The organism is Bifidobacterium vespertilionis, assembly GCF_008698145.1.
Lineage (GTDB): Bacteria > Actinomycetota > Actinomycetes > Actinomycetales > Bifidobacteriaceae > Bifidobacterium > Bifidobacterium vespertilionis.
This window is the reverse complement of the sequence record NZ_RZNZ01000012.1, coordinates 11,942-24,367: the sequence shown is the minus strand read 5'-3', so window position 1 is coordinate 24,367 and position 12,426 is coordinate 11,942. Positions and strand designations below refer to the sequence as shown.

General features: G+C 63.6%; 7 protein-coding genes. 4 read left to right on the top strand and 3 right to left on the bottom strand.

The annotated features are described in order from the left end of the window. Positions 1-384: 384 nt before the first annotated feature. Positions 385-1,698, bottom strand: a complete 1,314-nt coding sequence (locus tag EMO90_RS08645) for a GmrSD restriction endonuclease domain-containing protein (protein WP_263390674.1) — start codon at positions 1,696-1,698, stop codon at positions 385-387. A 330-nt stretch (positions 1,699-2,028) separates the two neighbouring features. Continuing rightward, complete coding sequence (locus tag EMO90_RS08640; RefSeq protein WP_190972115.1) at positions 2,029-3,345, bottom strand: DUF2142 domain-containing protein; 1,317 nt, start codon at positions 3,343-3,345, stop codon at positions 2,029-2,031. Between the two features lie 200 nt (positions 3,346-3,545). Here EMO90_RS08640 and EMO90_RS12470 point away from each other — a divergent pair, with 200 nt between their 5' ends. From EMO90_RS12470 to EMO90_RS08620, 4 genes are all read left to right on the top strand, one after another. Then, positions 3,546-4,823, top strand: coding sequence for a tyrosine-type recombinase/integrase (locus tag EMO90_RS12470; protein WP_223849858.1), 1,278 nt, complete (start codon positions 3,546-3,548; stop codon positions 4,821-4,823). Positions 4,824-4,928: 105 nt separating this feature from the next. Then, entirely contained in the window at positions 4,929-5,474 is a 546-nt protein-coding gene (locus tag EMO90_RS08630; protein ID WP_150354955.1) for a hypothetical protein, read from the top strand. Continuing rightward, positions 5,401-7,440 carry an InlB B-repeat-containing protein gene (locus EMO90_RS08625; RefSeq protein WP_150354954.1) on the top strand — a complete coding sequence of 680 codons (2,040 nt, stop codon included), beginning with the start codon at positions 5,401-5,403 and terminating at the stop codon, positions 7,438-7,440. Before EMO90_RS08630 ends, EMO90_RS08625 begins: the two co-directional genes overlap by 74 nt. A 405-nt stretch (positions 7,441-7,845) precedes the next feature. Continuing rightward, positions 7,846-10,242, top strand: coding sequence for a hypothetical protein (locus EMO90_RS08620; protein ID WP_150354953.1), 2,397 nt, complete (start codon positions 7,846-7,848; stop codon positions 10,240-10,242). Here the strand turns inward: EMO90_RS08620 and EMO90_RS08615 are convergent. Then, entirely contained in the window at positions 10,229-12,340 is a 2,112-nt protein-coding gene (locus tag EMO90_RS08615) for an InlB B-repeat-containing protein (protein ID WP_150354952.1), read from the bottom strand. The two genes, EMO90_RS08620 and EMO90_RS08615, sit on opposite strands and share 14 nt — an antisense overlap. Between the last annotated feature and the right edge of the window lie 86 nt (positions 12,341-12,426).

Genomic DNA, 12,426 nt, shown 5'->3' with positions numbered 1-12,426 from the left:
CCCATCACTGTATACACTAAGTATATACCTAGATGGCCCGGTCATTCCGAGCGGAGGGAAAGGTGACCCGGTCATCCTGAGCACTGAGCCGTGAAGCGGACAGCCCTGTGGGCTGTCCGTAGGCGAAGGGAGCCGCCGCCAAGGCGGCGACGGTCCGGCGCAGCCGGACATCGAGGGCGGAGCCGAAGGATCCTTGGCCATTTCACGCAAAAGTCACAACGCGAAAAGGTTAAGGATCCTTCGACTTCGCGCTGCGCGCTCCGCTCAGGATGACAGAGAGAGACTCCGCTGCGCTCAGGATGACAGAGAGTTGCTTCTTGTCATCCTGAGCGAAGCGTAGCGAAGTCGAAGGATCCTTAACACTCCGCACCAAACCAACCCGGCTTACGGCCTTCGCCAATGCAATGACTTACCGCTGTCACTCGGGCGGCAAACATACTGAACGCCCTTGGCGCTGTAGCCGATCGCCCCTTCCGGAGAACACCACGCACCGGGACGGATACCGTACTGCACCTCCGGCTTCGGCTCGGGGTTGGGCGCAGGATCGGGATCCGGCTTGGGAGCGGGCTTCGGAGCGGGTGCGGGCGGGGCGGGCACGCTGGGCGCGCCCACGCCGGCGGGGACGGTCTGCGCGGGGCAGGTGGCGAGCACGAGGTTCATGGCGTCGCGCTCGGTGTTGGTCACGGTCAGCTTGTACTTGCTCTTGATGCCGATCTGGCGGGCAACGTAGTCGCAACGGTAGGCCGTGTTGGACGGCAGCCACTTGTCGGCCGCGGAATCGCTCTTGTCCTGATTGGCCTGATCGTCCACGGCGAGCAGCACGTACGGATCGTTCGCGTAGGCGATGCGCTGGTCGCGGGTCCAGCCGTTCGCGCCCGACTTCCACGCGTTGGACAGGGCGACCACATGATCAATCTGCACGCCGCCGTCATTGCCGCCGTCCGTTCCGCGCACGAAGTCGATGACAGTGCCGGTGTACGGATCATTCAGCGTGCCGGTGGCGACCCTGCAATCGTCCTTCTTGGTGATGTTCGTCAGATCGCGGGCCAGGATGTCGTCGCGCGTGCCGCAGTTGTTGCCGTCCACATCGACCCACGTCTTGCCGAACTCCTCGCGCTCGTAGCCGGGGGCGAGGTAGTCGGAAACGGTGAGCTGGGCGAGGGCGTCCTTGGCGGTGGGCGTGGGGGCGACGCCGGTGAGGAACTCGTACTCGGTCTTGTCCTGCGTCCACAGATGCTCGCCCGTGTACTGGTTGTAGACACGATAGACAGGCACGCTGGCGGCGGTGCTCACATGCCAGGCCACGCCCTCCGGCCTCCAGCCCACACGCTCGAGATTGTCGCGTTCGGCGGCGTCCATCGTGTAATGGTGTTCGCCGGAGTACGGGTTATACAAACGATAGACGTCCGCACCAGAAGAATCCGCAGCGAAGGCCACAGGCTCCTTCTGCCAGCCCGCGACGACCATCGCGTCGATCTCGGCAAGATCCATGGTGTAGTGATGCCCGCCGCTGTACGGATTGTACAGACGATACACGTTCTCGCCGCCGGACGCCGGGGCCATCCACGCCACACCCTCCGGGGTCCAGCCGACGCCCGCAGCGCTTGCGGCGGTGGCGGTCGCCCCTACAGCGGCACCGAGCCCGACGACCATCGCCGCCGATGTGAGCAGTGCACCCAACTTTTGACTGATCTTCATCGATCACCTCTTTCTTCTCAAGGGTCACCAAAAGTATACCTGACAAAAACGTTTGACGACGTAGTCAGCCCGGCAGGGAGGAGTCGAAGAATCCTTCGGCTCCGCTACGCTACGCTCAGGATGACGGAAGAAACTCGCGCTGCGCTCAGGATGACGGAAAGCGGCCCCTCGTCATCCTGAGCGCAGCCCGATAGGGCGGAGTCGAAGGATCCTTGGCCATTACGCACAGATCACAGTGCAGAAGATTAAGGATCCTTCGACTCCGCTACGCTCCGCTCAGGATGACTTGAAAGGGACTACCGCTGCGCTCAGGATGACGTTGCTTTGTCATCAAATGCGTTTGCCCCACACAGACAGAAACGCAGCCGATGGCAGCAAAGGCAAAATATAACGTCCTTGGAATCCTTCAAGATCAATGCCTTGACTCATATTGGAAAGATCATTCCAAGTCAGTGCGGTAAATGCATAAATCGCGCAGATTCCAAGGAAGAACGACACAACAACCGACGCCACATACACTACAGTGAAGTTCGATCGTTCCCTCTTCCAATCAGTCACGAAACCATAAACCGCAGAGCCCACAGTAATCACAGTGATCGCAAGTGCTACCCACCAATATCCATGCGGCATGATAATCAATTCAGAATAGACATGCAGAGCATTCTTCAATACTACGATCACAAAATGCACCGGATCATGAAGAATATATCCTTTATTGTCAGCAACGTTTGCAGCGAAGAAACCACCGGAATACGCTGAGCTCCAAAGCAAATACAACACCAATCCGATGCACATCACGCCCACATATCCCAATTTCCTTTTCCAAGACAGCACAACCTTCGGAAGCAGCAACACCGGCAGGGCGGCAACAAGATACAGACTCTTGCCAAGCAATATCCATAGCGAAATGACAATCAAAAACACATACAGGCCATTGGACATCCTGCGCTCCGATCGCAAGCCGTACATCGCCACGGCCACCATGCAGGCGCTTGCGGCGAAATACAGCCCATCCGGCATCATGCTGCTCGCCGTATACACCGTCATCGGGAGCAGGCCCAGAGCAAGCATCAGTAGTTTGCCGCGCGGAAGCAGGATTATTGCAAATGCAACCATGGCAATGAATGTCAGTAGGTTGACGCCGCGCGCCATTTGCAAAGTCTTGTAATGAGACATGTGCAGCATCATGCCGATTTTCATTCCAACAGCTTGAGGTATGTACGAGGCAGGAAAATACTGCGTGGATCGATACAATCCACTTACGGTTTGTGAACCATTATCCTCACTATGATATGCGTTGCTTTTACCAATTTGCGATATCACATTCATAAGCAAGGAATTATTACCATCGGGCTCCAAATAGTATGAATCACCTTTGAGATTCTGCCGACGAAAATGATTTCCCCATTCATCCGTTTGAAATTCGGTGGGATTGAATACCTGCCCAGTAGCGAGCGCGTAGGTCTGCGGAATATGCATGGTCGGATCAGGCAGTGATTTCGCATCGATATCGCCGATCATGAACAGTCCTTCAGCCAGTGCAATGATCGCGAACACGACGGCGGCAACGACATTCGCCTTGGAAGTACGCCATAGCCCCGCGCCCCGCATGGATGTTGGAGAAACATGATTTCCGTTCTGATTCATGAACATTCCGATCGTGTGGCGGCTCGCAGGAAAGACGCTGCCCATTATAACGAGCCGATCGCCCCGCATCCGCACCGCACTCTCCCACCGCACTTCCCCTTCATCGTGTCTGGATCGTGTCCCCGGACGCCCGGTTTTCCGCCGTTCTCCCGGGGCGAGCAATCCGCGGCCGGCCATGCTTCGAGCGGATAATGTAAGGCATGGCACGAGTGTGGATCGATGACCTGTGGCTCAAAAACGACAACGGCGTTCCCCCGTCCCCCGAGGCGCGGCGGTCCTTGGCGGCGTCGCGCGACCCGTTCCGCGCTAAGGTGCCGGACGGGTGGCGATCGTCGCGCTACGGGCACGGGCGGCGATGGCGATGCCGGTGGTACACGGTGGAGGGCACCACACGCAGGCAGCATTCGAAGTCGTTCGCGAAGCTCACGGACGCGGAGGCGTTCCAGGCGGCTATGGAGGACGATGTGCGCCGCGGCCGCTATGCGAACCCGTACGATGGGCGGCGGAAGTTCAAGGACGTGGCCGAGATGTGGCTGCGGTCGAAGAACAACGTGAGCGAAGGCGTGCGGCTACGTTATGAATGCGAACTACGTGTCTACGTAAATCCGCGATGGAGCGATGTGCCGATCGGCACGATCACGCGCGACGACATTGCGCAATGGGTGGGCAATCTGGCCGTCGGCGAGTACCCGGTGGAGCTGCACTGGGATCGCAAGGCCAAGCCCCTGTCCCCCAGATCGATCAAGAGCATCGTGCGCGTGGTCTTCGCCGGGGTGTTGGAATATGCCGTGAAGGCGCGGTATCTCATGGAAAATCCAGCGCGCGAGGTGGAAGTACCCAAGCCCGAATACAAGGATCTGGTCTTCCTGAACATCCCCGAGATCGAGCATCTGGCGAAATCGGCCGAAGTGGTCGGGCGGCCCGTGGACGGGTTGATCATACGATTCCAAAGCTACGTAGGTACACGCATCAACGAGTCGTTCGCCCTGCAGGTGGGCGATCTGGACCTCGCCAACCGGCAGATCCGCATCCGCCGGACATGGAAGAACAGCGCCAAGGCGCAACGATTGGGGCCGCCGAAATCGGGCAAGCCCAGGACCGTGGCGATCCCGAAGTTTCTCGTGAAACCATTGCGCGAGCAGATCAAGGGCCAGCCCGAAACCGCCTACGTCTTCCGTGCGGCGAAGGGCGGCCACGTGAACGACCACAACTGGCGCCGACGCATCTGGCGCAAGGCCGTGGAACTCTCCGGATTGCAGGACGTCGAAGGATTGACGCCGCACAGCCTGCGCCACTCCTACGCCGCCATCGCCATCAAGGCCGGCGCCGACGTCAAGATCCTCCAGCGCCAGATGGGCCACACCTCCGCCAGCCTCACCCTCGACGTCTACGGTTTCCTCTTCCCCGAGCGCCTGGGCCAGGTCGCCGACGCCGTCGACGCCGAGCGGAGTGCCGCCCTCGTGTCCAAACGTGGCTAAATCGGGGTGCGTGGTTTGACGATGGCCCGGCAGGTGTTGGAAATACTGGCGTTCCCGGCGCGCGGTAGCCCATGAACCTATAGCCCTAGAAGAAAGGTTCCTGACATGACAGGAAACAACAAGTTCTGGCGCGCGTCGCTGGCCGGTCTCGCATCGGTCGCCATGCTCGCCACCATGGGCGTGGCGGCAAACACCGCCAACGCCGCGGTTAACAATCCGGGAGTGGACGTGACCGGCACGATTCTCGGCGGCGGCAAGTTCACCGTCGCCGTGTACCGCGCCGATACGCCGTATACGCCGTATTCTGGATACCCTACTAATCCGGAATATGTGTATGGCCAGACGTTCATCCCGGGTCAACTGAACGACCCGTACAAGAGCGACGCCGATAAGATTCTGACCGGCTACTCCTATGATCTGGCCGGCAAGAATGTCGCCTCCTCCGACGGCATCGCGGTCAAGGGCGACACCAAGCTGTTCGCCCAGTATGCGAACGCTTCCGTGGTGACGTTTAACTACCCTGACGGCACCACCAAGACCGTCAAGGTCAAGACCGGTGACGGCGTAACCGAATACATTGCCGACGCCCCCCGCCGCCAGCGCTCTGACTCCCGCCCAGTGGGCTGCCTATGCGACGCCTCGCGGCATTGACGCAAGCCAGCAGAACGACTATGTGTTCGTGGGTTGGACCTACACGGACAGCCAGACCAAGCAGGACCTTTACACCGGTCAGCCCATCGAGAAGAACATCACGCTCTATCCGTTGTATGAGAAGTACTCTAGCGTCGGCGCTGATAATGAGCAGAATGTGTCCGTCGTTGAGCTTGACCAGGCCGGCTCCCACTCCGTGAAGGTCTACACGCTGGCGAATCGTCCGTTCCCGGAGTTCCGCGCCGACCCGTCCCTGAAGCAGGATGAGTGGCAGACCACTGACGGGAAGAAGTACGACTTCACCGCCAACGTCCCGAACGTCGACTTCGACTACAACGATCCCGATCTGAAGCTTCTCGGAGTAAACACTGCTAACGCCAACCCGTGGCACATCACCTACGATTTCGGCGAGAATGTCAAGGGCAAGTGGGTCAACCCCACCAACGACGGTCTGAAGGAAACCGAGCCTACTAACGGCTATGAAGTGGAAAAGCTCGTGAAGGCTGACGACGCGCTTTCCCTGCCGGCGGATCCGGCTACCGAAGGCGCTGAGTTCACTGGCTGGTACGCCGATGGCAAGAAGGTCGAGGCCGGCACCAAGATCTCCGAGATCCCCGGCGCCGACGCCGCGACCCGAACCGTGACCGTGAAGGCTGGCTGGGATCAGAGCGACAACATCGTTCCTGTTGTCTTCTACTACGGCTACTTCGACGCCAACTGGTCCCTGCCTAACGCTATGGAGGCCAACGATTCCGCAAACGGCGCCAATGGTAAGGTCGCTGCCAAGACCGGCAAGGCCATCAACTACCAGGTCAAGGATTCCGCTATTGTTCCTCCGACCGGTCTTGAGGACTACTACCAGACCGCAGCCCAGAAGGACCCGGCCGTGGGTGACTTCACCACCCGCAAGGTCGTCAGCTGGAACGCCGTCAAGGACGATGCCCCGGTCACGACCGTGACCTCCGCCATCGCCGTGTACGCCAAGTGGGACGCCTCCTTCGCGATTCGTCTGAACGCCAACGGCGGTTTCTTCAAGAACGGCACCAACTACGCCTACGCCACCAAGAGCTCCACTCAGAAGTGGCAGGACGTGGTCGAGACCCCGACCCGCGACGGCTACGAGTTCCAGTACTGGGCCCTCGACAGGGTCGATGGTGCTCGCGTCAACCTCTTCGACGGTGCTGGTATCCCGGAGTCTTACAACCCTAACCATGTCTTGGTTGCCGTGTGGAAGTATTCTGGCACCCAGCAGGTCGCCGCGGCCCTGACCGCGTACCCGCTGATCGGCGAGCTTGACGAGCTGGGCGTGACGATCCCGTCCTTCCAGAACAAGAGCGCCGACTACGCTCTGGCCGACAAGTACGGCTTCACCCAGGATTCCTGGAAGGCGTACGTAGACACGCTGTACACCCTGCAGGACGAGTACTCCGCCTACCAGCACGCTTCCGGCCAGTCCAAGTTCGACGCCGCCGACGCGCTGGCCCCGAAGCTTGAGGCTGCCCAGGCGAAGCTGGTGAAGGCGAATGTGCCGTCTGTTCCGGGTGCGCAGAAGGTGTCCGTGTACCGTCTGTTCAACCCGTACGAGAAGGTCGGCACGACCCACCTGTTCACCACGAGCCTGGACGAGTACAACGAGCTGACGGCCAAGGGCTGGCAGGGCGAGGGCGAGGTCTTCAAGGCCACGACCGACGAGAAGGCCACCCCGGTGTACCGCCTGTACAACAAGTGGGACGGCTCGCACCACTACACCACGAGCGTTCAGGAGCGCGACGACCTGGTCAAGCTGGGCTGGACGTACGAGTTCGTGGCGTTCTACGCGCCGGCTGACGGCGACGCGACCGTGTACCGTCTGTTCAACCAGTACAACAGCGAGCACTTCTACACGACCGACAAGGCCGAGTACGACTCGCTGGTGAAGATCGGCTGGACGGGTGAGAACGAGGCGTTCAAGGCGTACGCCAAGTGAGTTCCCGGCCTGATGGCCCGGTGAGGGTCTGAGGCTTGGGTTTCCCCTTGGGGGCCGGCGGCGTTGCCGCCGGCCCCTTCTTCTTGCCCGCTTTCGTTTGCCTGTTTCGTTCGCGTTCCTTCGGACGCGCGCCCGTTCGCGTGGCGTGGTTCTGGTGCTTCGGCCCGCCTGGCTCCCGCATGGTCGCGGGGCCGGCGTTGTCATCGTTTGTTTGTTCGTGTTGTTTTCGGTTGGGGGGTTGTGATGGGTGCACGCGGCGTTGGCACGGGACCGGCCAAGCACGCGAATCCGGGCAACGCGACCGCGCCCGGGGGCGTTCGCGCCCGTCGCGCCGGAGGGGCGCCCGGGGGATCCCATGGCTCGCCGGACCCCGCGCCCGGATCCCGCGGATGGCGTGGTTTCCGCGTGCCGTCCGCCCTCACGCCCCTGCTGGTCGCGCTCGTGTTGGAGCTGCTGGTGTTCAACCTGCCCCACTGGGCCTCGCTCGCCTTCCCCGGCGAGCAGGCCGTCGCGGTCTCGCCGGGCCCGGGCCTGACGGTGTCCGGCACCCGGTACACGGTCACCGACCCCGAGGAGGCGTGGCTCGACCTGGCGCCCGCCACGCCCGCGGACGCGCGTAATACCGCCCTGGACCTGGCGCCCGTGGACGCCCCGTCGTCCCCCCTGTCGGTGGGGCAATCGTTCCGGTTCACGGTCAGCGTGCTCGACGGGGGGCACGCGGTCTACCCGGTCGACATGGGCGAGGCCGTCATCTCCGAACGCCTCGGCGCGTCGCACTATGTCCGTTTGCACGCGGCGGGACGGGTCTCCCTTATCCGCCTGACGCTCCGGGACGCCCAAGCCGGCCAGGTGCTGGATGCGCGGGGCGCGCGCCTGAACGCCCGGGTCCCGTTCCATGCCTCGCCCCTGAGGCTGTCGTGCCTGCTGGCCGCCGCGTATCTGGTGTGGCTGTTCCTGCCCTCCCGGCGCATGTACTCGTGGCGGCTCGACCTGGGCGAGCCGCGCCAGAGGATCGGCCTCGCCGGGTTCCTTATCGTCCAGGGCCTGGCTTTGGTCCTGGTGTCGCAATTGATCCGCCCGGCGCGCATGTACGAGGGGACGTACGCGACCGGGGACGGGGGCGCGTTCCTCAACGACGAGAACCAGTACGCGCACCTGGCCGACGCCCTGATCGCGGGCCGCGCGTGGCTGGACATCCCCGCGCCCGACTGGCTCGCCCAGGTGGCCAACCCGTACGATCCCGGCGAGCGCGTCCGCGCGGTCCTGGCGGGCGGGGAGCCCGCCCTGTGGGATTACGCGTATTGGGACGGCCGGTACTACTCGTACTTCGGGCCCCTGCCCGCCCTCGTCCTGTACGCGCCGTACAGACTGCTCACGGGACGGGGCCTGCGCACGGATGTCGCGGTCGCGCTCCTCGCGCTCGGCTTCCTCGCCTCATGCGTGTACTGCCTGTATTGGCTCCTGCGCCTGTATGCGCCCCGCGCGTCGTTCGGCCTGTACCTCCTGTCCCTGCTCGCGCTGGTGTCGGGAAGCGGGGCCATCACCCAGGTCTTCGTGCCGAAGGTGTACTCCGTGCCCGTGCTCGCCTCCATGCTCCTGACCATGCTGGGCCTGGGCATGTGGCTCAAGGCCGCCGCGGGCGGGGTCGGGGAGGGCCTCCCGGCGCGCGCTCCCGCGGGCCCGTCCCGGTCGCGCCCGTCGCGGGTGCTGCTGGCCGGGGGCGCCCTGTGCGTGGGCCTGAACCTGCTGTGCCGCCCCCAGTTCGTGCTCGCCGTGCTGCTGGCCCCGCCCGTCCTCGGCCCGCGGATCCTCGCGCCCGGGCCGGGGACGCGCCCCCGGGACGCGCGCCCCCGGCGGATGGTGGTCAGGCGGATGGTGGGCGACGTGCTGTGCCTGCTCGCGCCGCTTGCCGCGTGCGGGCTCGCGTCGATGTGGTGGAATCGGACGCGGTTCGGCTCCCCCTTCGATTTCGGGGCCCTGTACCAGCTGACCGGGTTCGACATGACCCGCGCCGACCACTCCCCGGTGCGCGTCATATGGGGCCTGTGGTACTACCTGCTCCAGCCGTTCCAGATAGCCGCGGACTACCCGTTCACGCTCGTGCTGGACAAGCCGGACGGGTTCGTGGGCCTGATGCCGTTCGAACCCTACTACGCGGGACTGTTCGCCCTCGCACCCGTCAGCCTGCTCGCCGTCCTGCCGGCCAGCCGGCGCGTGCGGGCCCGACTGCATGCGACGGGCCGCCTGTCCCTGGTTCTGTGCCTGTTGGGTTTGGGGTTGGCGAACCTGGCGGTGGACTCGATCGTGGGCGGGATCTCGATGCGCTACACCGCGGACTTCGCGTGGACGCTCCTCCTGGCCGCGATCCTGACGGCCTGCACGCTCGCACCCGGCGCGGACGGGAACGGGACGGGGCTTGCGAAGCCGGAGCGGGCAGCGTCGCGGGGGGGGCACGACCGCCCGCCCGGACGGGCCGGTCGGGCAATCGCCGGCCGGCGGGACGGGCCTTGCCGTCCCCCCGCGCCTCGTGCTCGCGCTCCTGGTCCTGCTGGTCCTGGCGGGGGTCGTGGTGTCGTACTGGAACCTGCTGGCGCCGGGCCGCTACCACGACCTCGAGGGCACCAACCCCAGCCTGTATTGGACCATCCAATCATGGCTACAATTCACGCAATAAGCCCCAAGCAACACGCGAAAAAGGAGGGGGCGCGCACTCCCATGCGGGAATGCGCGCCCCCTCCTTTCGTGTTTCAGGAGTCCCTCAGGCCAAGGCCGTCGGGATCACCAAGGATCACAGGGCCTTGAAGGCCACGCCCTCGTCGATCCAGCCCAGCGGCACCAGGCCGTTGGCCTCGTTCGCGTCCAGGGTGTACAGGTGCTCGCCCGTGTACGGGTTGTACACGCGGTACACGCTCTTGGAGCCGTTGGCCGGCACGTAGATGTCGGCGCTGGGCTCCTCGGTCCACCCGGCCTCGAGCACGGTCACGCGCTCGTCGCTATCGGCGGTGTACAGGTGGCGGGAGTTGTACTGGTTGAAGAAGCGGTACACGCGGGTCACGATCGTGTCGACCGGGCCGGCGTTGTCCTCGTCGGCGTACCAGGCGGCCTTGGCCGGGTCGAGGGCCACGAAGCCGGCGGACGGCTCGAGCTTCCAGCCGAGCTCCTGGAGCTTGGCCACGTCATCGGTCACGCCGTCGGTGTAGATGTGGTCGTCGGCCCACTGGTTGTACAGGCGCTGGTAGCGGCTGGTCGTGCCGTCGTTGTTGGTGCCGGCGGCGCTGACGAACACGAGGCCCTTGAGCGCGGCGTCGAGCTGGTTGACCAGGTCGGCGGCGTCCTTGTCGGACAGGGTGTTCTTCTCGGAGGCGTACTGGGCCTTGACGTAGGCCTGATAGACCTTGGCGTACTCGGCCTCGTACGCGTTCCAGGAGGAGTCGGTGAAGTCGCCCTTCACGTTCTTCACGTCCTGGTCGCTCGTGACCTGCTTGCCGGTGGCGTCCTTGAACGCCACGGCCGGCACATACTTCAGCGCGGTCTCAACATCGGCGGACTTGACGGCCTCCCACGTGGCGGTCAGGGTGAAGTTCTTCTGGGAGTCCCCGATCAGGGAGCCGAACACGTACTTGACGCCATCCTTGGTCCAGCCGGCGAACTTGTAGCCCTCGCGGGTCCAGGTCGGCGCCTGGTCCTCGGTGAACACATCGCCCGCGTTGACGGTGACCTTCACGTCGGCGTTCTTGCCGACGTAGTCCGCGTCGGTGAAGGTGACCTGCACGGCCGTGGTCTTGGCCCACTGGGCCTTGAAGGTCACGTCGCCCCTGATCGGCAGGCTGTTCAGATCGACCTGCGTGGAGTAGACCTTGCCGTTGTACTGCCAGCCCTTGAACACGTAGCCCTCGCGGGTCGGGGTCTCGGGAAGGGTCGCGGCGTCGCCGTCGTTGACGGTCTGGGACGAGACCGCGGTGCCGCCGTTGGAATCGAAGGCGACCACGTGCTTCGTGGTGGTGTCGCGGGCGATGAGCGTGACGGTGCCCTTCGACAGGTCGACGGCGTCGCCGGCGGCATAGGTGGTGCCGTTATCCGGGTTGGCCTTATCGACCCAAGTGCGCACGGTCTTGTCGCCGCTGGTCACGACGAACGCCGGGACCGTGAGGCTGTCCGCGACGGTGTCCTTGGCATAGGCGACATCGAGGCCGCTGATCGTGTATCCGTCGGACAGGCCGCCGGCCGGGTAGCCGTAGCCGGTGAACGCGACGATCAGGGACTTGGCCTTGGCGTCAATGGTGGCGGGCTTGATGGAGAAGCCGTCCGGATCGGTCACGTTGACGACCTTGGTCAGGTCGTCGACGGTCTCGCCGTCGGCGTTCCAGGAGGTCACCAGCTTGCCGTCGCCGGCCACGTCCTGCGGGACGCGCTGCGCGTTCAGGGCCTGGCCCTGCTCAACGTACCAGTAGGTGCCGTAGGTCGCGTCGCCGGTCGTGGTGCCGTCGGGGAACTGCAGGTTGGCGTTCTTGCCGGTATCCTCCGTGTACTGCACGCGGACGGCTTCGCTGTTCTTGACCACGCGAGCGGTCAGCGTCAGATCACCGGAGATCGTGGCGTTGAAATCGACATACTGGCCGTCGACGGTCCAGCCCACGAACTTCTCAGCGGTTCCGGCAACGCTCGACGGGGCTTCGCCGGTCGTGTAGCCGCCGAAATAGTCGGCGAGGGTCTCGCCGGCAAAAGACTTGCCCTTCGGATTCGAAACCTTGGTGCCGTCGGCCTTGACAATCGTCACATCATATTCCGCGGCCTTGGCTGCGTCAGCGGCGTTGGCCGCCGTGACGCCCATGGTGGCGAGCATGGCGACCGATGCGAGACCGGCCAGCGACGCGCGCCAGAACTTGTTGTTTCCTGTCATGTCAGGAACCTTTCTTCTAGGGACAGGAAATCAGGCAACCGCGCCGGTACGGACACGGCGGACGAAAGAGGAAAACAAAAAAAGGG

What these genes read in the sequence shown, in the direction of transcription:
- EMO90_RS08645 (WP_263390674.1), bottom strand. Translation starts at nt 1,698, where the DNA reads ATGAAGATCAGTCAAAAGTTGGGTGCACTGCTCACATCGGCGGCGATG.
- EMO90_RS08640 (WP_190972115.1), bottom strand. Translation starts at nt 3,345, where the DNA reads ATGAATCAGAACGGAAATCATGTTTCTCCAACATCCATGCGGGGCGCG.
- EMO90_RS12470 (WP_223849858.1), top strand. Translation starts at nt 3,546, where the DNA reads ATGGCACGAGTGTGGATCGATGACCTGTGGCTCAAAAACGACAACGGC.
- EMO90_RS08630 (WP_150354955.1), top strand. Translation starts at nt 4,929, where the DNA reads ATGACAGGAAACAACAAGTTCTGGCGCGCGTCGCTGGCCGGTCTCGCA.
- EMO90_RS08615 (WP_150354952.1), bottom strand. Translation starts at nt 12,340, where the DNA reads ATGACAGGAAACAACAAGTTCTGGCGCGCGTCGCTGGCCGGTCTCGCA.